At 32.9% G+C, this 20,892-nt stretch carries 18 protein-coding genes; 10 read left to right on the top strand and 8 right to left on the bottom strand.

Annotation, left to right across the window (positions count from 1 at the left end; genetic code table 11):
• Positions 1-168 precede the first annotated feature (168 nt).
• The 6 genes from JMI89_RS02255 to JMI89_RS02230 all read right to left on the bottom strand — a co-directional run bounded on the left by JMI89_RS02255 (position 169) and on the right by JMI89_RS02230 (position 5,698).
• Complete coding sequence (locus JMI89_RS02255; protein WP_220679238.1) at positions 169-726, bottom strand: YiiX/YebB-like N1pC/P60 family cysteine hydrolase; 558 nt, start codon at positions 724-726, stop codon at positions 169-171.
• 144 nt (positions 727-870) lie between these two features.
• A complete protein-coding gene (locus JMI89_RS02250) occupies positions 871-1,281 on the bottom strand; it encodes a DUF4878 domain-containing protein (RefSeq protein ID WP_187755838.1) in 411 nt (136 codons plus the stop codon).
• A 158-nt stretch (positions 1,282-1,439) separates the two neighbouring features.
• A complete protein-coding gene (locus JMI89_RS02245) occupies positions 1,440-2,105 on the bottom strand; it encodes a hypothetical protein (protein ID WP_220679237.1) in 666 nt (221 codons plus the stop codon).
• 120 nt (positions 2,106-2,225) lie between these two features.
• Complete coding sequence (locus JMI89_RS02240) at positions 2,226-2,705, bottom strand: preprotein translocase subunit Sec61beta (protein ID WP_220679236.1); 480 nt, start codon at positions 2,703-2,705, stop codon at positions 2,226-2,228.
• Positions 2,706-2,919: 214 nt separating this feature from the next.
• Positions 2,920-4,605, bottom strand: a complete 1,686-nt coding sequence (locus JMI89_RS02235) for a VWA domain-containing protein (protein ID WP_187755835.1) — start codon at positions 4,603-4,605, stop codon at positions 2,920-2,922.
• A 190-nt stretch (positions 4,606-4,795) separates the two neighbouring features.
• Positions 4,796-5,698 (bottom strand): LysR family transcriptional regulator, encoded by a 903-nt coding sequence (locus tag JMI89_RS02230; RefSeq protein ID WP_187755834.1) that lies wholly within the window; start codon positions 5,696-5,698, stop codon positions 4,796-4,798.
• Between the two features lie 112 nt (positions 5,699-5,810).
• On the opposite strand from JMI89_RS02230, the gene JMI89_RS02225 reads away from it, so the two are divergent.
• From JMI89_RS02225 to JMI89_RS02205, 5 genes are all read left to right on the top strand, one after another.
• Positions 5,811-6,878 carry an alpha/beta hydrolase gene (locus tag JMI89_RS02225; RefSeq protein WP_220679235.1) on the top strand — a complete coding sequence of 356 codons (1,068 nt, stop codon included), beginning with the start codon at positions 5,811-5,813 and terminating at the stop codon, positions 6,876-6,878.
• The gene (locus JMI89_RS02220; protein WP_220679234.1) at positions 6,875-7,984 is read left to right on the top strand and encodes a cupin domain-containing protein; all 1,110 of its coding nucleotides are present in this window, start codon (positions 6,875-6,877) and stop codon (positions 7,982-7,984) included. Before JMI89_RS02225 ends, JMI89_RS02220 begins: the two co-directional genes overlap by 4 nt.
• A gap of 436 nt (positions 7,985-8,420) precedes the next feature.
• On the top strand, positions 8,421-9,572 hold the full coding sequence (locus JMI89_RS02215; protein WP_220679233.1) for a hypothetical protein: 1,152 nt from the start codon (positions 8,421-8,423) through the stop codon (positions 9,570-9,572).
• The gene (locus JMI89_RS02210; RefSeq protein WP_220679232.1) at positions 9,572-10,936 is read left to right on the top strand and encodes a DUF6384 family protein; all 1,365 of its coding nucleotides are present in this window, start codon (positions 9,572-9,574) and stop codon (positions 10,934-10,936) included. The genes JMI89_RS02215 and JMI89_RS02210 overlap by 1 nt, the downstream gene beginning before the upstream one ends.
• 3 nt (positions 10,937-10,939) lie before the next feature.
• Positions 10,940-12,334 carry a hypothetical protein gene (locus tag JMI89_RS02205; RefSeq protein WP_187755829.1) on the top strand — a complete coding sequence of 465 codons (1,395 nt, stop codon included), beginning with the start codon at positions 10,940-10,942 and terminating at the stop codon, positions 12,332-12,334.
• Between the two features lie 307 nt (positions 12,335-12,641).
• Here the strand turns inward: JMI89_RS02205 and JMI89_RS02200 are convergent, their stop codons facing one another.
• A complete protein-coding gene (locus JMI89_RS02200; protein ID WP_370633696.1) occupies positions 12,642-13,859 on the bottom strand; it encodes a multidrug effflux MFS transporter in 1,218 nt (405 codons plus the stop codon).
• 698 nt (positions 13,860-14,557) lie between these two features.
• Between JMI89_RS02200 and JMI89_RS02195 the strand changes: the two genes are divergently transcribed.
• On the top strand, positions 14,558-16,078 hold the full coding sequence (locus tag JMI89_RS02195) for a fused MFS/spermidine synthase (protein ID WP_187755827.1): 1,521 nt from the start codon (positions 14,558-14,560) through the stop codon (positions 16,076-16,078).
• Positions 16,079-16,088: 10 nt separating this feature from the next.
• On the top strand, positions 16,089-16,703 hold the full coding sequence (locus tag JMI89_RS02190) for an MFS transporter (RefSeq protein WP_187755826.1): 615 nt from the start codon (positions 16,089-16,091) through the stop codon (positions 16,701-16,703).
• 823 nt (positions 16,704-17,526) lie between these two features.
• Here the strand turns inward: JMI89_RS02190 and JMI89_RS02185 are convergent.
• Positions 17,527-18,498, bottom strand: coding sequence for a YafY family protein (locus tag JMI89_RS02185; RefSeq protein WP_220679230.1), 972 nt, complete (start codon positions 18,496-18,498; stop codon positions 17,527-17,529).
• 126 nt (positions 18,499-18,624) lie between these two features.
• On the opposite strand from JMI89_RS02185, the gene JMI89_RS02180 reads away from it, so the two are divergent.
• The 3 genes from JMI89_RS02180 (at position 18,625) to JMI89_RS02170 (ending at position 20,892) form a co-directional block, all read left to right on the top strand.
• On the top strand, positions 18,625-19,005 hold the full coding sequence (locus JMI89_RS02180; RefSeq protein WP_220679229.1) for a VOC family protein: 381 nt from the start codon (positions 18,625-18,627) through the stop codon (positions 19,003-19,005).
• A 487-nt stretch (positions 19,006-19,492) separates the two neighbouring features.
• On the top strand, positions 19,493-19,975 hold the full coding sequence (locus tag JMI89_RS02175) for a MarR family winged helix-turn-helix transcriptional regulator (RefSeq protein WP_220679228.1): 483 nt from the start codon (positions 19,493-19,495) through the stop codon (positions 19,973-19,975).
• A gap of 137 nt (positions 19,976-20,112) precedes the next feature.
• Complete coding sequence (locus tag JMI89_RS02170) at positions 20,113-20,892, top strand: DNA alkylation repair protein (protein WP_220679227.1); 780 nt, start codon at positions 20,113-20,115, stop codon at positions 20,890-20,892.

Raw genomic sequence — 20,892 nt, 5'->3', positions numbered from 1 at the left:
TAAGTTAGTTTTAGTATTAAAATAAATAGCAAGATTAATTTCATATGATTGATTTCGCTATAAAAAGGGATAGTGATAATTACTTATTTTTGTATCTACAGTTTTGTTATATAGATTAATTATAAAACCACGTGGTGATTGTGTTGTTGTATTATGACTTATAGAGTGTTATCTGGTTTGAGCAGGAGATTGGTATATCCAAGTAATATCATCATGCTTAGCAAACGCACTTGGGAAAAGATAAAATCCATTGAGTAACGGGAAATTCACATACTGCCATTCTACTTTAAAATCAGGGTAATAACGGCTAATAGCATCGGATAGCAAAGTAGTACAATACAAATGCTCATCTTTTTTGGGCGCAATGATAAAGCTAGCGCCTTTTCGCGTTAAAAGATAGTTTACAATTTGTTGTTGCTGGGTTGTGGTTAAGAAATTCGGTCTGGCGATAGCAAATTTTTCTGCTAGTTTAGGGGTGATAAACTCAGCTAAGCTTGAGATAATAACTTGATTTGAATGATTATGATCATCATCGGTCGTCGCATGAATGATTTGAATTTCTGGATCAACAGCAACAACCATCCCGATATGAGAATATTCGTCACCACTAATCTGTCGGACAATAAGGCTGTCTGTTTGTGTTCCTTTACGGAAAATCCAATCCCCAATTTTTATTAAAGAGGGATTAGGTACTGTTTGCGGTGGATGTGATAACTGGCAAGCCAATCCAAAACAGCTCATAAATAGGATTAAAATAAAAGTATAAGTGAGGAGTTTCATGGATAATAGTTGAATATTAAAAAGGATAACATTATTTTGTCACCCTTTAATTGAAATTAATCTGATATATTTTGTAATTGATTCATCCTATTATTTAAGTTTAATTAACCATTTATTATCAATCTTGATCACAGGAATTTTTTCATTTCGGGTAAAGCCATCTTTAAATGTTATCTTTGTGTTTACCATTGCTGATGTTTTAGCATCGTTAGTATAATCCGTAGCAATATTTTCAACTTTGTCTAGTCCATTGTGTTTTTCAGCAAATTTTTTGGCATCTTGCGCCATTTTCTCAAATTTTGAGACAAATAACTTTTCAAAATCATCAGTTTTATCGCTATCTTTAATATGTATCAATTTAAGAATAGCACTCGCATCACCGGCATAAAAATGTGTTATAAACTTTTCTGACACATTTTCTGGTGTATTAACGTCAGAATTACAAGCTGTCACTAGAAATGCTAACATAAAAATACTTAAAAATTTATACATCAATTTCATTGTTCATATTCCTCTATCTATCATTTTAAAAATACCTAATCTATTTTATAAATTTGGTTTAATAATGAGAATAATAATACTTCATTAACATCGTATTTAAAAGGAATTTCCATATAGTTAATCAACATATTTTATTCAATAATCTGTTAAATGATTTTTTATAAATTTTTATTCAACCACTGAGCATGTAACCATTTCTGAGTTTGTCGACCAGCCCTAATGAAGTCCCATTCGATATTTCTTTCGAAAACCATTACACTTTGATCTGGAGCGATAATGGTCCAAAAATATGATCCTGTGTTTAAATCACGACATTTTACCTTTATACCAGTAATAGTGATTTTTTTGTCGGCAACCATGATGGTCTCATCATGTGTATCAATCCAACTATTTTTATAGTTGACTAATAAATCAGGGGCATAATTTTTTAGAAAATTTAGTGTTATTTCAAAAGCGACTACTTTTGAAACCTGTTGTTCTGACCTAATATATTTAGGTAATAGTCTGACAAATCCAAGTAGCATATCTGAATTTTTATCGATTACAAAAGAGATATGTTGGTGACCAAGATGAGTCGTCTGTTCAGGCTCAAAACGTTTTAATGTGATCGGTTGTTGATTATGCGAGCCTTGTTTTTTCAGGACTAAATTAAAATTCATTTCATCTTGGTGTAACAATTTTTGTAGATTGGTAGCTAATATCATATTTGCCGGTTTTAATGTGGTCGAATCCATTATATTTTCCTTAATATTACTTAATTCCTGAGCAAAAGTGGGGGAAGATAAAAAAACACTAATAAATATTAGTGTGATTAATTTTTTCATAATAAATTGCTATTGATAAGTGCGATTTTTTAAACTTAATATAAGTTTTACTGCATTAAAAATGAGAAAAAATACAATAAAAAAGATTAATGTGTTTGAGTTAAACATAGTTGGTAACACCTAACCTAAACTTGCTCCAATAAATAATATACTTGTATAAAGTGATGTTGCCATGCCTCGATTTTGAATGCCAGAGTTTATTGCAATACAAGTGATCATCGCGGGAACAGCATAGGCAAGATCGAGAATAAAAACAAAATGAATCATTAACAAAAGGTAAATGGGGTTTTGCTGATTATTTAGATAAAAAGCATGCATCGCTAAAGAAATGGCCATTAAACACAATGCGATAACTAATACATATAATGGACTTATTTTTTTGTAGACAAAGCTAGCTGTCAAACTAAACAACAGAGTAAAAATACTGATATTTCTTAATTCTGATATATAAATACTTAACCAATTTTGGTGCAGCACAGAATAAAGCGCAACAAAACTTAACAATACAAACAAAGAACAAAAATAAATTGCCAAGCGTTGTTTATCTAATAATAACTTCGGTAATTGGCTAATCATGATAGTAATCGACGATTTAGTCATTATACTATTTTGATATTTATTTTTGATAATAAGAAAAGCAAATAGCACCCAAAAGATAACTCAACGTCACTGTCCACATTATCAGATAAAGATTATCTGTAATCATTAATGAAATTAATACAAATTTAATTATTGATAATATATCAAATCAGGTATTTATATGAAGTGATGATGGTCAATGCAGAGTAAATATCTGCATTGACATTAGCAATAACTATTTTTTATCATCTAACGCTGCAGCTTTTCTCACTAATTGTACAAATTCGCTGCGATATCCGTGAGGGTCCTTACCTTTGGCGTTATTAGCCCAACTTGCTATTTGTTGATAAGATGTTTGAGATAATTCAGGATTATTGCGTAACTTTTGCCCAAATGCAGCTACTGCTGCTATAAAGCGCGTTTCGCTACTTGCTTTATCAAAGTTGCTAACCAATGCTTTCTTTTCTAATGGTAGAGAAACTAGATTACTTTTCTTATCCTTTGGTGCTTTCCAACGCAGTTTGAGAAATGCGATTTCATTACTGTTGATAGAAATATTTGGCTCAGATTTTTTTGCTTGGTAGCGTAAAGGATCAATACTTGGCGTATTACCGACTAAAGTTAGCTCATATAAAACGGTGGTTTTTTTACCAGCACCGATATCACCAGCATCCACTTTATCATTGTTAAAATCTTCTTGTTTTAACTGTCGTTTTTCATAACCAATTTGACGATAATCCAACACGTATTGTGGGTTAAATTCTATTTGTGCTTTGACATCTTTAGCTACTGTGACTAAAGTTGCACTCATCTCTTCTTGTAATACTTTTTGGGCTTCTTTTAGACTATCAATATAGCTATAATTGCCATTACCGGCATCAGCAATTTGTACCATCAATTGTTCATTGAAATTATCATCACCGAAACCGAGTGTAGATAACGTAATGCCTTTTTCTTTTTCACTGATAACAAATGCTTTCAACTCTTCGGTACTACGAATTCCAACATTGAAATCACCATCAGTCGCCAATAATATTCGGTTAATGCCGTTAGCGACTTTGTTTTGTTCGGCCATTTTATACGCTAATTTAAGCCCTGCGCCACCAGCAGTGCTGCCACCAGCCTCAAAATTGTCAATTGCAGCCAAAATTTTTGCTTTATCACGACCTGATGTTGGTGGCAAAGCAACACCTTCACTTCCTGCATAAGTTACAATCGCCACTTTATCTTCCGGACGAAGCTTATCTACTAATAACTTTAATGATTTTTGTAATAATTCTAATCGGTCAGGACCATACATGGATCCCGATGTATCGACTAAGAAGGTAAGATTAGAAGGTGGGAGCTTTTTAAAATTAACATCGTTAGCTTTAATATTTACCTTTAATAAAACTTTGTCTGCATTCCATGGGCTTGGGGTTAGTTCATAAGCTACTGAAAATGGCGAACCTACTAACGGTATTAGATCTTCATTTGGAGCACTTGGAAAATAGTTAATAAACTCTTCTACTCGTACTGCGTCAGGATGAGGCATACGGCCTTGCGACAAAAACCGGCGGCTATTAGCATAACTTCCTGTGTCCATATCGAGACTAAATGTACTTACAGGTTCGTTGGCAACTTGTTTGATTGAATTATCAGTATAGTTTTTATATTGCGCTGTGTCTGATGATATGTATATGTCATTAATAAACCTTTGTGTCGAACTATTGCTAGTAACCAGAGTATCTGAAAACTCACCCATTCGGTAATTAGGTTCTATCAATATGTTAGAACTGTTTTCTGAATTGTAAGCCGGTTTTTTCGATGCTTGAGAACTGTTTTCCGAGTAATCATTACCACAAGCAGTTAATATTCCGCTTAATAATATTAAGATAAAATTTTGTGCCAGCGTTTTTTTTTGAAATTTTATTTTTGACATAAATGACCCCTTTTCTGAAAATAAATTTTGGTATAGTTTTGCATGGAAAATGTATAAAATCCAATCAATTCTGCTTATAAATCTTTTGATCTATTGGTAACATAATTTTTTTATTTAATTAGCAGCCAAATTTAAAATTTAACGTCTTCGCTATTAAATTTTTTGTGATATACATAACCTTTTTATGGGATTATTCATTTTTTTGCCAACGCAATAATTCAATGAATGCGGTCATCGCCGTAGTTTTATGTTTGTTGGGTGGGTAATAAAGGTACATCGGTGGATAAGTAATGGCTGTTTTATTTAACAATTCAATCAATCGTCCCGCTTGTATATCGGCTTGTACGCTGGTACGTGGTAGCCAAGTTATTCCCAATCCATCTATGGCAGCTTGTTTAATTAAATATTGTGAATTGAAAACTAAGTTTTCTGGAACACGTATTTTATGTAATTGTTTTTGTTCAATAAACTCCCATTCGCTGACTCTAAATTCTGGATTAAGCGCGATCACAATACAACGATGGTTGGTAATTTCTTGTAATTGTTTGGGTTCACCGTATTGACTTAAATAGTAAGGTGAAGCAATCAGAGCCATCGTATTTTCAGCTGATATCGGTACTGCGGTCATGTCTTGAGCCAAGTCTTTACCTGAACGGACACCAAAGTCAAACCGTTCCGCCACAATGTCACAGTAATTATTATTAATAAAAATTTCAATTTCAACACCGGGATTTTGCGCTAAAAAGTGATGAATTTTGGGATAAATTAATTCAAAAGCTGGACGTTCCGGACAATTAATGCGAATTTTCCCACTCATATTATGGGTATAATCAGAAAGCGCACATAACTCTTGTTGGATACAGGTGAACATTGGCATAACGCGTTCCAATAATTGTTGACCTGCTTCGGTAGTCGAAACTGCACGAGTGGTACGATTTAATAATTTTATTTTTAACCGCCTTTCTAGCTCATTTATTCGATGGCTTAAGGCAGAGGGTTGTACATTCAGGATTGCAGCAGCTTGCGTAAAACTACCTAATTTAGCAATTTGCAAAAAAGCATAAAGATCATTGAAATGTTTATGACTAGTCATTGTTATCCCATTAATGAATTTTACTCACAAAGCCATGTTAATTATCTTATATTATCATGGTAATGTTGTCTGCTTATAATAAATTACATTCATTATTTACGGGAATAAAACAATGAGATACTTAAAGACAACACTATTAGTCACGCTATTAGTGACAACATTAGGAGGCGATGCTATGGCTCAAGATTATAAAAATAATCCATTTACACTAACGTATGAAAATGCCTTAACTAAAAATGAATCAGGTAAAGTTAATATACATCCCGTGAAATATAAACAACACCAAACCAATATTGACGTAGTTGCAAACGTGTATACGCCAGCAAATTATAATCCTATAAACAAATATCCGGCTATTGTCGTGGCTCATCCAAATGGTGGTGTAAAAGAACAAGTGTCTGGGTTGTATGCACAAAATCTTGCCGAGCAAGGTTACATTACTATTGCTTTTGATGCGGCTTATCAAGGCGGAAGTTCAGGAACACCACGTTATACTGACAAACCACAAAATCGTATTGAAGATATTCGAGCCGCAGCCGATTTTATTAGTCAATATCCTAGTGTAGATGCTCATCACATAGGTTTGTTAGGTATTTGTGGTGGCGGTGGATACTCGATTAAAGCAGCTCAGACCGATAAGCGTTTTATTGCTGTGGCCACGGTGAGTATGTTTAATACAGGTGATGCGCGACGTAATGGTTTTATGCGTAGTCAAAAAGAGACAATCCAACAGCGTTTGAGTGATATTGCCAAAGTCCGGGCACAAGAAGCCGTGGGGGGGGGAATTCAATATTCTCCTTCATTTGGTCAAAATATGACTCCTGAACAAGTGGCGGAATTACCTTTTGAAATGTATCGCCAAGGTTATGAATACTATGCCAATACGCATGCTCATCCAAACTCGCAAACGAATAATACGATCGATAGTTTTCAAGATTTAATAGCGTTTGACGTCAATACTAATGTTGAATTAATTAGTCAACCTTTATTAATGATTGCTGGTGAGAAAGCGGATTCACTCTATATGACTCAAGAAGTTTTTGCTAACGCAAGTGGAACCGACAATAAAGAATTGTTTCTTGTGCCAAATGCAAGTCATATAGAAACATATTGGAAACAGCCTTATGTGCAGCAGATAACTGATAAATTAACCACATTTTTTGGTGATAACTTAAAATGACAATCAAAACAGTTAAACTATTTACATTACTTTATTTTTTGCTATTTAATCTAAATCTACAGGCAGAAATAATGGATACTCAATTAACATCAAGTAATACATTTATTTTACAGTCAGCTGATAGCGATCATTTTACTGGCAAGGCAGCCTTTATCCGTTATCCATTAATGCCTAGTCACGGTGATGTAGCTCCAGCAATTGTCCATTTTGAACCAAATGGATTTACCAACTGGCATGCACATAGTCAAGGGCAGTATTTAATTGTGATAGAAGGGACGGGACGTTTTCAACAGTGGGGAAAACCAATTCAGCTGATCACCCAAGGTGATGTGGTATGGATTGCGCCAAACGTTAAGCACTGGCATGGTGCCGACGAATATACAGCAATGAGTCATATTGCAATCAGCCCGGCAAAGGATAATATGGTTACTTGGATGGAAAAAGTCCAACCGGAAAGTGTTAATAATTCCATAAAAATTGAAACCACCAATAATCAACAATTAACGGCTAAGCAACTTGTTGTAGTTCCCCTTGCGATCGCCGTGACCGAAGGCGACCAAATTGTGGTAAAAAAATTTATTGAACAAGGGCTAAAAATAGGGCTGACAGTCAATGAACTTAAAGAGTTGGTGTCACATCAGTTTGCTTATATTGGCGCACCTAAAACCTTAAATGCTATGATCACCTTGAAAACGGTGCTTGAAGAACGAATTAAGCAAGGTATCAATGATCCACAAGGTTCACTACCAACCCAATTAGGGCGTGTTAATTATTATGAACTGGGAACACAAAAGTTAGCGCAACTCACTCATCGTCCAACTAAAACAGCTATTTTCGATTTTGCCCCAGCGATTGATTATGCCATTAAAGCACAATTATTTGGCTACCAGTTTAGTCGTGATAATTTAGGTGATTTTGAACGAGAATTGGCTACACTGGGAAGTTTGATCGGACTAGGCACAAGTGTAAATCCACAATTACGTTCACATTTAACCATATTACGAAACCTTGGTTTAACCGAAACGGGTATCAATCAACTTATTACTCAGGTTAGCTCTGAACAATTTACAAACTTGCATCAAGTATGGAATGAGATTAATAAATAATATGTTATTTAAGTGAAAATAATAACCAATTTGGTCTAACGGTAAGTTAAAGCCAAGTGTCTTTAGCAAAGCGAAAATTCTCTTTACTGATATATAATCGAATATGAGTTGCCATTATTCGTAAAAAATAACCCGTTAATATCATACTATTGAGGGGTTTTTTATTGATAAAGCGATTTTATAATGTAAATGTTATTTAATGGAAAACAATTATACTAAAATGGCAATTCCTGACGGATTATTGTTTGTTTTGGCTAGTTTTGAACGTTTATTAACTTTTTTAAGCTAGTGGTAAAAATCAATATGATTAAATTTAGTCGAATCTAAAAAACATTCACGCATGAAAGCGACTATCAATGGTAATAATAAATTTATTACTATATAATTTATGCTCATTTAATATACGATTAATTATAAAATTTCAAGGAATTGTGAAATGTCTAATAATATAGTTTCTTACGTTGATAGAGCGGTACAATCATTAAATAAAGTGGGTATAACTGTTAAGCCACAAGCTGATGCTCCAGTTTTAAAATTACTAGATAAAATTGCAGAAATTGATAAGAATCGTATTGTTGCTATTGCTCGTACTTTGCAACAACAAGGCGCCTTTAATGAAGTGGTGCGAGAGCAAATTGATGGTATGGCAGTTTCTCAGCGTTACACGAAAATTGTTAGTAATTTTGATAGTATTCGTACCGATATGGAAAAGATGGTCGGTTGGTTAGATGATGGACGCTTAGATTTTTTTGAAAAAGTTAAAATAGGTTGGATGACCCTACAACGAGGCTCAATTCCTGATCGCTTTAATGCGATCAAAAAGACCTATCTGGAAGTATCTAAAGATACCAATCATCAGATAGAGCGCGAGCGCGTTATTTTAGATGCCTATATCGATTTTCGTTTTGGTTTAAAGCAAGCACAAATCGCCGCAGAGGAGGTGGTGCAAATTGCCGCAGCTCGTCTCGAACAGTGTAAAGAAGAATTAGCTTTGGCGATGGCGGCAGTTGATGAATATCATTCAGATGATCATGTTGGACGAGCACGTTTAGAGCTTGCTCGTGATGAGGCGTTACGTAATGTCCAACAAGAAGACAGTCGTTACCAAATTGTTTTAGATTTGTCCAATAACTTAACCGTTTCCTATAATTCGGCTGAAGCGGTTTTTGCCCGATTACAGCAAACTACATCTGTTAAAGAACGTGTTTATCAACAAAGTGTCAGTTTCTTTTCCACAAATGAAATTGTTTTCACGGCATTAAGTGCTTCGATAACATCATTATCAGGTTTAAGTGAAAGCACTAAAACGTTAGAAGCAATGAAAGAAGGTATGAATAAAGGCATTGAAAGTATTGCTTCAATGGGGAATAAGCAACTTGAAGAAGGGTTAAGAGCAGGATATGGATCAACGATCAAAGCTGATTCTTTACGTTCTTTGGTTGAAGCGATAGTTAATTATCAAGAATCCAGTCATCAGTTGATTACTGAGCTTAGAAATGAATCGTTCAATAATGCTAAAGAAATTGATCGTATCGTAGAAGTTGGGAAAGAACGCTTTAATAATATTTTGTTAAAGGTTAATGTTTAATGTCAGAATTTAAACTCAGTGACCAACTTGGTGCAATGGCAATCATTGATGAACTTTATCAAAAGCAGCAATTATTACTTGAGCACCTCGATCGGGAAACACTACATCGTAATTTACAGCGAGATATCAAAAGTTACTATCAAACTCAAGGTTTACCTATTAATGATGAAACCATAGAGAAAGGAATTAAACTTTGGTTCGATAAGCGATTACGATTTAATGCACCTAGCCATTCATGGTTTCAAGATTTATTGATTTACTGTTACATAAGCAGAAATATCATAGTTTTTTTAGTTGTTATAGTCTTATTTATCTGTACAGTAAGTCATTCTTCTAAAGTTGGACGAGTAAAACAATTACAAAATGATATTAATACCACTTATAATCATATTCAAGATAGCAAACAATCTTTAGATACTTTAAATAATGAGTTTATTGAACTGAATAAACAACCGATTAACTTTGTGCTTGTACCGGCAAAAAAATTAAAGGCAATTATTGTAGAAGCACTTAATCAAGACGATATTACACCCCTTACTAAACCGGTATTTGATTCATCTTCTGCTATTAAAAAAGATACCCTTAATCAACTTCAACAGATCGATATTTCAGTAAACAATAAGTTAGCCAAAATTAACTCAAAATTATTGGAATTACGTAATTTACTTGCTACAGATCAACAATTAGCTAAATTAATTTTGAGTGAACCTTTTATCAATGCCTCTAAGCAATACCCAATTTTACAAGTTACAGTTGATGCGGTTCTTGATAGCCTTAATCGTGGTGAGAAGACGGTCGATCTTACACGTCTAGAAACGCTCTATAGTACAGTTGAACGCGCCGAAGCGATCAAAAATAAAATACGCGCAGACAATATTCAATTGCATAGACTTAATGTACCTGAGTCTGATATGGCGCCGGTTACATCACTACAAACCGCGTTAAAAGCCGATTTAAAAGAACTTAATTTCACCAATGTAGAGAATTATCAAACGATGATAGCTTACTATATTAAACTTGCTCAAACGCCGTTAAATCTGATTGTTGTCGATAATCCAAATTATAAATCAGGTATTGTTCGAACCCATGATGATACTCATGGTCAATCTTGGTATTTAATTGTTACGCCAACATTACCGTCTGGAATAGCAATGCCAATATGGGTAAAAAGTATCGAAACTGGTGAAATGAAATTAGTCAGTATGTTTGGTCAACAAGTTACTCAAGACATATTTAACGTGGTAAGAGCTGATAAGGCACAAGATGGACACATTGATAATAACTTGCTTTGTCAAAAAACAATTGGTCGATTGACTTTTGTTTGCCCAAGTTCAGTGAAACCAGGCAGAATTTTGGAGTGGTAAAATATGCAGACCAAACAAATTGAAAATAGTATTAAGTTGAAAGCTAACAATGTTATGGCTTCTTTAAATTCGGCTAATAAAGAGCGGCAAAACATTCATCAAACAATGCTGAACTTGAAAAATGAGCAGGTGAAAATTTATCAAAAAATAGCCACGATTTATTTATTGGAATCGCCTGATAATCATAATGCCCATATACAATCTCTTATTAATCAACTACAAGAATTATTCAGTATGTTCAATAAGAGATCTCAAGAATTAGATCAACTTATGCTACATAGTCAACATAACCTGTCAAGCTTATTTGCACGAATAGATGAACTATCAATCCAGAAGGTCAGGCAACTAGAAAATGATCTTGAATATGTAACATTATTTAATCGCTTTAAAGAAGCAGAAGAAAACCTTAATAACGAAACGATAAATTTTCAACAAGCACAACACGAATTTTCAGAAAAATTGGCTCAATATAGTCAAAACCGTTGTTACAACTATCTATTAAAAAGAAATTTTGGTGAGAATAATTATAAAGGTTTTGGGATTTTTCGTAAGTTAGATGCCTGGGCGGCGAGATGCGTTAATTTTAGTGAAAATTATCAAAATCAAAAAATACTTAAGGCACTACTAAAAGAGTCTCAGTCTCGTTATGATATTAAAAAAGGCTTATATCAGGCTGCATTAGAACCAAAAGAAAACAAAGAACGTATCGTTGAAAATAGCTTACACCTTCCTCAATTAAGAAGTGAGTTGGCACAAACGGAACAGATGTTAGCACATTATAAAAAACAAAAAGAAAAAAACAATCAAGATTTCAATGATACTAAATTGGGTAAAAGTAATCAATTTCAGGATATATCCAATCAACTGGCGCAATTTTTACAACGACAATCTCAATACACCCTTATGCATTTGACCTTGCAAACCAAATCAGCTGAAGATGATATTCTACTGAAAAATCTTCAGAAAGCAGATAAGCAAATACAGCAGCTTGAAGAGCGACTCCCGGCATTGCAACAAACTATTCAACGATTAGAGCATACCTATAACCGTTTTAACCAAGTACTTTATATTTTTAGCAAAAATAATATTCCAAGCTCCTTTTATGAATATGATCTTTCACCGTCTAGACTTGATAAGATTTTAAACAATTTATTCGATGAAAATGTGTTTCCTCAATCCATTGTTCATGCACTCATTGCTTATCGCATACGAATAGACAGAACGGTCTCATCAACAACAAAATATCGAAGTGGTTGGTCTATTTCCAATAATAAAAAGGAACATAGCTCGTCTTGGAGAACATCATCGAGTTCCTCATCTCGATCTTCAAGTGGTGGTGGTTTTTCATCAAGCTCTTCATCAGGTGGTGGGGGATTTAGAACTACCGATAGCTTCTAAATATTTTGGCTTATTTACCGTCTCAATGTGAGGTTACGTTATAGTATTTGATAAAAGATGACTATTTTTCTGACTGAAAAGCCAATCTCGCTCACTTTTAAGATTACAGGCATAATCAAACGTTTAAAAGATTTTCTAAGTATCGCTATAAGATGAGATAGAGGTCATCATGATGAATTTATTGTTTTAATGCAATTTCATTTCATGTAACTTTAACTATAACCAGCCATTAAGCGAATGACAGTAATGATTGGTGTTAAACGGCATATACAATTGATGAAGACCTTGTTTATCTCTACCTTAATAATCATAGTTGTGATACGTTAAGGCGATGATGTTGGCGATTTAAAGGTATCAGCATCATCAGAGCACTCATAAACATGAATATTGTCATGATAATAATCATTACCCATGGAGAATCATTAGAAAACCATACCAATAGTAAAGTTGAAATAATCCCGCTACCATACTGTAAAGAACCAATCAGGGCTGAAGCTGAACCGGCTATTTCAGGAACCAGATCCAGCGCTGCCGCTGTTGCACATGCAGCAATGATACCATTCATTGAAAAAAAAATGAAAAGCATGGTGATGATGCTATAAACTCCCCCGATATGCCAATTGAATAAGAGTACTAAAATAACTAATGCAGCCATTGCAATCATAGTCGATGAACGCAGTAAAAAATTAAGACTATATTGGGTAACCAGATAACGGTTTAGTACACTTAATGTCATGATACCAACAATATTAATTGCGAATAACCAACCGTAATATTGTTCGCCAATACCATAAAAAGTGATATAGACAAAGGGCGAATCGACAATAAAAGTATAAACCGCCACATAGAAGAAAGTGACACATAATGTATAGCGCATAAATTGCCGATGACTTAATAACTTATAGTATGTGGCAAAAATGTTTTTAATTTGCAGATTGACTCGTTTCTCGGGAAAATGTGTTTCTGGCAGTAAAAAGATACTCAACAATATTACGACACCAATCAAGGTCAATAACCAAAAGATACTATGCCAAGTACTGATTTGTATCAATTGCCCACCAATCAATGGACCGGCAATAGGAGCGATCGCCATGACAATCATTAATGTCGATAATACCTGAGCCGCTTTCTTTTTTTGATAAAGATCACGAACGATAGCTCTAGCTATCATTGGTCCAGTACAAGCACCAAAAGCTTGAAAAACCCGCCAAAATATGATTTGCTCAATGTGTTGTGAAAGCGCACACCCCACAGAGCCAATGATAAACAATATTATGCCAATAAAAAGTGGTTTGCGTTGACCAATGCAATCACTTATCGGTCCCCAGACTAATTGTGCTAAAGAAAAGCCAATAAGAAACCCAGTTATAGTTAATTCGATATTTCCTGACAGATCATGCTGCATTTGTGGCATGGCTGGTAAATAAATATCAACCGATAATGATGTCATTGCCATTAATGTAGCAAGGATTAGCATAACTATGCGATCATAGAATGTTTTGTTTGTTTTCAATAACGTCTTCATAACTTTTTAGCGTGATTAGTAGCGATGAATGCCAATCCAGATAAATCATAGAATAAAAGCGCAAATTGCATAATTGAGATGGTAAAAATTTACTAAATATTTAATGCAGCTATATTGTTAATTAACTGAATAGATTGTAATGCTAATTATTAGCAAGATAAAGCAGTAATTTATGAATAATATCATGAATTAAATTCACACATAATGTAAATTATAGCAATTTTACGCTATCACCATTCATAAATAATGTGTCATCAGTTTGCACTGACTTCAATTGTGGAATTTTATTCACAAGTCATTTTCATTTGTCGTCTTATCAGCTCTATAATCGTAGCTGAATTGGGCGTAGCCTTGATGATTTTAAAAAGTTTAAATCATATGTTTACAATACCGTTAAACCGATTGTCAATTATACAGATTCTAAATATTTATTTAACATGGGTATTTTTCATTGAAAGAGCGCTATTTCCTACAATAAAAAGAGATGCAAAAAAGGGATGCTTTGGCGTAATCAATTTGAAAGAATAATTATTATGGTATTTAATAACCTGCGTATATATTTTATAAACAGGTCTTGTAAATGTGATTATTTAGGTGTTTAATGACCCACTTAATTCCGTCGATTGGAAGTGTTTAGTTTTAGTAGAACAGTATGTAAAATTTCAATAATTCAATAATAAAAAAGTCAGGAAAAAATAATGAAATATTTTGCTTGGTCCATTTCGCTTTTAGTTGGACTTATGAGTTTAGGGCAAGAGATGCTCTGGTTTAGAGTCTTCAGCTTTATTTTGGGTGGACAACCTTTTGCTTTTGCTTTGGTATTGGTTTTATTTCTATTAGGTATTGCCTATGGGGCCGGGCGAGGTAAGATGATGTGTACCCGTTATTCAAATCTTTTCTTTGTCGGTGGAATAGTCTTAACTATTGCTGGCTTTACTGACATAATGATTCCATTTATAATACAATTTACACTTCAAGAAAACTCTATACTATTTTCGTTTTTCATATGTTGTATTTTAATATTTATCCTAGCCACTTTAATGGCAATCTTATTTCCAATTGTACACCATTTAGGTACTAATATTGCTAATGGAAAAATTGGTTCATCTGTTTCTAAAGTCTACTTCTTTAATATAATTGGTTCAACGCTAGGTAGTTTATTAATTGGTGGTGTTCTTCTCGATTATATCTCTATTTCATCGATGTTTATTATAACCGGTATGGTTTGTGTCACATTAGGCAGTTTGATGATAATAAAAAAAACAGCTGTTTCTGTCACAACTGTTGTTATACTTGGCAGTATTTGTATTGGTTTAGTAGATAAACATACTAATTATATTTTTGCAAATACCTTTAAAAATCTCTCTGTCAATAATTATGTTGAAAATCGCTATGGTGTAATTCATATTGTTAATGATGATAAGAAAGGCAGAAAAAATATTGTACTAGGTAATAATGTTTATGATGGGATTATAAGTATCAATCCAGACGATGATATAAATGACCTAAATCGGCTTTATTTATTAGCAGCAGTCCATCCTAGTCCTAAAAAAGCATTGGTTATTGGGGTTAGTGGTGGGGCATGGACTCGCGCTTTGTCAAGTTTTCCAACATTACAAACCATTGATGCTATTGAAATTAATAAAGGTTATCTAGACATTATTAAACAACATCCTGAAGTTTCCCCAATATTAAACGATCCTAAAATTAATATCTACATTGATGATGGCCGACGGTGGCTTAAACGAAATTGTGACAAAAAATATGATTTAATCGTTATGAATACAACTTACCATTGGCGTTCAGGTGTAACTAATCTTTTGTCGCAGGAGATGATGGAAATTGTCAAAAATTCATTAAATCCTAATGGTATTTTGGCATTTAATAGTACGCGCTCACCCGACACATTAAAAACTGCACAATCGGTATTTAAATATGCTTATTGGGGGACGCTCGGTTTTATTTATGCGTCTGATTCGATGATCAAACTTGATGAAGTTGTTGCTGAAGCTAATCTTAATAAGTTAATTTTAGACGGTAAACCGTTATTTAGTGAAGAGTCCAAACAACGTGAATCTGGTGCTTACAAAAAAACATTAATAACAAAACTGTTAAACTTAGGTGAAGTTGAAAAACTTTATAATTTAGATCGTGATACGGAAATCATTACTGATAGTAATATGATAACTGAATATAAATATGGACTTTGGAATAAATAAGGAACCTTTTATGTTAAGCAAAAAACGATTACTACTGCTAAGTATTTTATTTTTTATTTCCGGAATGAGTGGTTTAACTTACCAAGTTGCTTGGCAACGCGCACTTTATTCGGCTTTTGGATCTGATGTGGATTCAGTTGCGATTATCGTATCAGCATTTATGTTGGGTCTGGGTTTAGGAGCACTTGCCGGCGGGAAAGTGGTGGATAAATATCCTGATAAAGCACTTGAGTTTTTTTGTTTTAGTGAATTTGGAATTGGGTTATTTGGATTAATTAGTTATCAACTTATTTTATTTTTCGGTGATATTTTTATTGTCTATAATTTATTAATTGTTGCGATTGTTAATTTCTTATTAGTCCTTGTTCCTGCAGTTTTAATGGGGGCTACGTTACCAATATTAATCACTTATATAGCGCAGTTTTGGAAAAACATTGGCCAAACTACCGGACATCTTTATGCTATCAATACTTGCGGTGCAGCAATAGGTGCGGCTTTAACAGGTTTTATTTTATTTAACTATTTTGAGTTGAATGTGGTAATCATTTTTGCTGCGATAGGTAATTTTATTGTTTCTATACTTGCTTATCTATTTTTTAAAAAAGCACAGATAGAAAAGAGTTGATCGAAAGATAAAAGATTAAAAGCTCTGCAAGATAATCAATCAGCGGAAATGATCGCTGATTGATTAACCTGCCAATAGAAGTTATTTTTGTCAATTATTCAATAAATAAAAAGATTTTCCAAAGTAATTGCTACCCTGCAGTGTAAGCTAATTTTCGTGATACACAACTTATCCTTATTTCTGATATTTTATATCCTTCATTTTTTAGCTTTAGCATCACGAAATAAACTTTATAATACCTAAGATAACTTTTTATAATTAAACACGATTAAAAAATTCTTATGATAATCTAATTAGTGTTTGAACGTAAAATATAGCCTTGCACCATGATTTAATCTTAGATGCTTTAATCTAAATTACACTATAGACAATCGCTTTTTCTGCATATTTTATTATTTTCTGTCAGTGATAAGGGCAAGTTTAATCCTAAGCGGTTTCTTTAAATCATATATAATGCTATTTTTATTTAGTATATGATTTTTATCATTATTGATGTGTGATAAAGATAAAACATCTAGAATCTTCTATGTCGATTTCGCCACAATTTCTTCTTTCATCTATAAATTTTCTTTTATCATTCAAACGTTTTAAAAGAAAAATACTAATTCTTAAACATACTCGACAATTACCATATCGATCACTTTATTTAGTATCAAACAGATAAATAATCGTATTTACAGATTTTATATCGTTGATGTTTAAACTACTTTCTAGAATGATGTTTCATGAAAGGTAATAGACTTTTACAGACATCAATTTATCAATACTAGCTATTTATTAATTTTTCTATAATTTTCTATGCTAAAAAGTTATAAATATAAAATCATTTGAACATATGATCTGATATAGATAACTTGTTAATTTCACTATATGAGCGAGCTAATTGCTTCGTACGTTCAATCATCTCTGTACGAACGCGTTCAGGCTCTAAACAAATACATTTATGGCCTAAGCTTAGTAAAATGCCATAACTGTAGTCATCATCAATAAAGTCAAAATTTACGAGATACTGTTGTGCATTTAATTTCTTAATATCTTTTTCGTCACAAAAATCTAAAATACGTTCCAAAAGCGATTCATCTATTAATAATTTTATTTTAAAAATCTTTTTTTTCATATCCGTTTCGAATAAAGAAAATACTTCAGGCGTTGTCTGCCTAATAAATTTAGTATTTGTTTTTCTAATGTTTGACATTTTCGACAACTTAAATACACGAAAATCATTTTTAGTTAGGCAAAAAGCTTGTAAATACCATGCTTTTTCCTTAAAAATAAGTTGATATGGCTCAATTAAACGTGAGGGTTGTTTATTCCTAACACTTAAATAATCAAACGATAAAAGCAGTTGCTCTTTCAGTGCCAGTCTTATAATAGATATTTTGTTATCAATATTTTGTTTGGAAAACCAAGGTGATAAATCAACATTAAGTTGATTTAAGTTATTTGTCACTTCATCAAGTTCTTGCTCTGATAAAAAACTCTTTATTTTCTCGAGTGTTCTTAAATTTTCACTTTCTTTTAAAACCGGTGAGGATAATAAGTTAAGGCTTTTTAATAAAACAATGACATCTTCTTTAGTGAATAGACCTTTATTAATTTTATAATTTTTTAAAATACTTATTCCACCTGCACTTCCTTGAAAGGTAATAATGGGTATTCCAGCTCTCTCGATAACTTGTATATCTCGGTAAATAGTACGCAATGATACATCTAATTTATCTGCTAATTCTTTACCAGTTATTTTTTCTCTTTGAAGCAATACCATGATGATAGTAATTATACGATTAATTTTCATGCTTTATGTTTGCAAAATAATTTAGATTGAATTTTAAATATGACATGCAGTTGTCAGCAATGCTACATCAAAATAGAGATAACTAAAATTCTTTAAACTAATTTTTATCACCAAAAGGAAAGAAAAATGTTTAAACCCAATAGCGTTATTGTTTATGTCAAAGATGTCGATGCTAGCACAGAGTTTTACACAAAAATACTAGGGCGCCCAGCTGTTAAAACTTATCCTGGTTTTGCTGTATTTTTATTAAATGATAATTTTATTTTGGGCCTTCAAGAGGCTGATAAAATAACGCCAAAGGCACCCAATCATTATGGTGGTTTTGAGCTGTCATTTAGTGATGTAACAAAAAATGAAGTAGATAAGATTTATGCGATGTGGAAAGAACTAAACGTCAAAATTGAACTCGAACCTCAAATGCTCGATTTTGGATACACATTTGTAGGAAATGATCCTGATGGTCATCGACTCCGTGTTTGTGCTACCGATACCTCAAAGTTTGAATAAAAGATCATTTTAAGAATAGCGGCAACTTTATTGTATAACCACAGTATTAGATTGAATTTATAATATGAAAAAGTATGGTTAATTACTGGAGTTGCTGTTGTTTGTGATTTGTATAGACATAATCGCCATTTACTCAGCGTAATAATTATAACCCGTTGTATTTCTGATTAAATTATTTAATACAGAATAAAAATAAAAAAAAATAATTTTATCTTTTAGAACGAAAAAGTATGGATATGCCAGGAAGGATATAATTTAGCCAACATTAGGGCATTATTACACTTGTTTCAAAACACAAAAGCCTTAAAAAAATTATGAGGTTCATATCATGTTCATTATGTTTAGATGATTTATATCAATTCTTTTATAAACTTCCTGTTTAAATGTAATTAACTAATTGCTAAATATTTCTTGACAAAAAATATACTTTATTAGATTCTATCAAAAATAGTTAGGCGTCTAACTATATTACAAAGAAGAAATAATCATGAAATTGGAAAAAAAATACACATCTTTAGCGAGTATTATTAAAAAACACAAAGTGGCTAATATATCAGCAGTAGAAGCCTGTTTTAGCATACTTTCTACAGGAAAGAAAATAGACAAGCAATGCTCTGAACGATTGAATGATTTTCGGTTATCTGAAGGTCGTTTTATGGTGCTCGTTCTTTTATTTGAGTATAAAATGCTCACTCCGCAAGAAATTGCTACTTTAAGTGGCGTTACAAAACCGACGATAACATCTTTAATTAATTCTTTAGTTAAAGATGAATTAGTCAATAAAACTGATGCCCCTGTTGATGGAAGAAAAATTAATATAACTCTGACCCATAAAGGTCAAGTTTTAATCCACAAAATATTCAAAGATCACAGTCGTTGGATTGCTAGCATTACACAAAATCTCACTGATTCTGAAATTGAAACACTCATTGGTATTTTAAATAAAATGTTTCAACTTAAAGAGGATTAATTTAATTATTACTTACACCGACTGTATACCGTCATTATAAGTTAGTATTTTATAAGTGACATGTCATATAGAAAGTTAATTAAACAGATTAAAACATCCTATTACGCAACAATTTCATAACTAGGACATCACGAATAATGAATCGTATTGACATGTTAAATAACGGGCTTGAAGCCACAACTCATCTCAATGAATGCTTACAGGTTGACCAAGAGCATTTATTTAAAGTGATTCTTACGCCATTTTGTAATGAACAATTATTAAACAAAATGTTGTCAGTTATGAATATGAATAATACTGCATCTGGTATTTTGTCTAAAATGAAAATAATAGGGAAAGTACTTGCTGACACATTCGTTAGTTATAACATACAAGATGAAATATACCGTTGTTTATCACAACATATATCTGACACAGCCCGAGGATGGGCATGTTTTATTCTTCCGGAAAAGAAACCCCCATTATCACTACAAGAATTACTTATCCAGATTCAACCTTATGCTAAAGATAACCACTTCGGTGTTCGTGAATGGGCTTGGATGGCGGTTCGTGAAAAACTATGTTCAGATTTAACTGTTTCTATCGAATTACTATCTTCTTGGGTAACAAATCCGAATCCCTACATTAGACGGTTTGCTGTTGAGTGTTTGAGACCTAGAGGGGTTTGGTGTAAACATATTACCGAGTTAAAAACACAACCTGATATTGCGCTTCCTTTACTTGAACCATTAAAAAATGAATCAGAAAAATATGTCCAAGATTCGGTTGCAAATTGGTTAAATGATGCAAGTAAAACTCGACCAAATTGGGTCTCAGATCTATGCGAACGATGGGTATTTGAAAGTAATACAGAATTTACAAAGCGTATTGTTAAAAAAGCGATGCGTACAATTAATATGCCACTTAAAGGAAAATAA

This window comes from Frischella sp. Ac48, assembly GCF_019641635.1.
Taxonomy (GTDB): Bacteria; Pseudomonadota; Gammaproteobacteria; order Enterobacterales; family Orbaceae; genus Frischella; species Frischella japonica.
This window is presented reverse-complemented; position numbering and strand designations above follow the sequence as displayed.

Bases quoted from the DNA above. Each gene is read 5' to 3' on its own strand.
- JMI89_RS02250 (WP_187755838.1), bottom strand. From the start codon at position 1,281: ATGAAATTGATGTATAAATTTTTAAGTATTTTTATGTTAGCATTTCTA.
- JMI89_RS02245 (WP_220679237.1), bottom strand. From the start codon at position 2,105: ATGAAAAAATTAATCACACTAATATTTATTAGTGTTTTTTTATCTTCC.
- JMI89_RS02240 (WP_220679236.1), bottom strand. From the start codon at position 2,705: ATGACTAAATCGTCGATTACTATCATGATTAGCCAATTACCGAAGTTA.
- JMI89_RS02235 (WP_187755835.1), bottom strand. From the start codon at position 4,605: ATGTCAAAAATAAAATTTCAAAAAAAAACGCTGGCACAAAATTTTATC.
- JMI89_RS02230 (WP_187755834.1), bottom strand. From the start codon at position 5,698: ATGACTAGTCATAAACATTTCAATGATCTTTATGCTTTTTTGCAAATT.
- JMI89_RS02225 (WP_220679235.1), top strand. From the start codon at position 5,811: ATGAGATACTTAAAGACAACACTATTAGTCACGCTATTAGTGACAACA.
- JMI89_RS02220 (WP_220679234.1), top strand. From the start codon at position 6,875: ATGACAATCAAAACAGTTAAACTATTTACATTACTTTATTTTTTGCTA.
- JMI89_RS02215 (WP_220679233.1), top strand. From the start codon at position 8,421: ATGTCTAATAATATAGTTTCTTACGTTGATAGAGCGGTACAATCATTA.
- JMI89_RS02210 (WP_220679232.1), top strand. From the start codon at position 9,572: ATGTCAGAATTTAAACTCAGTGACCAACTTGGTGCAATGGCAATCATT.
- JMI89_RS02205 (WP_187755829.1), top strand. From the start codon at position 10,940: ATGCAGACCAAACAAATTGAAAATAGTATTAAGTTGAAAGCTAACAAT.
- JMI89_RS02200 (WP_370633696.1), bottom strand. From the start codon at position 13,859: ATGAAGACGTTATTGAAAACAAACAAAACATTCTATGATCGCATAGTT.
- JMI89_RS02195 (WP_187755827.1), top strand. From the start codon at position 14,558: ATGAAATATTTTGCTTGGTCCATTTCGCTTTTAGTTGGACTTATGAGT.
- JMI89_RS02190 (WP_187755826.1), top strand. From the start codon at position 16,089: ATGTTAAGCAAAAAACGATTACTACTGCTAAGTATTTTATTTTTTATT.
- JMI89_RS02185 (WP_220679230.1), bottom strand. From the start codon at position 18,498: ATGAAAATTAATCGTATAATTACTATCATCATGGTATTGCTTCAAAGA.
- JMI89_RS02180 (WP_220679229.1), top strand. From the start codon at position 18,625: ATGTTTAAACCCAATAGCGTTATTGTTTATGTCAAAGATGTCGATGCT.
- JMI89_RS02175 (WP_220679228.1), top strand. From the start codon at position 19,493: ATGAAATTGGAAAAAAAATACACATCTTTAGCGAGTATTATTAAAAAA.
- JMI89_RS02170 (WP_220679227.1), top strand. From the start codon at position 20,113: ATGAATCGTATTGACATGTTAAATAACGGGCTTGAAGCCACAACTCAT.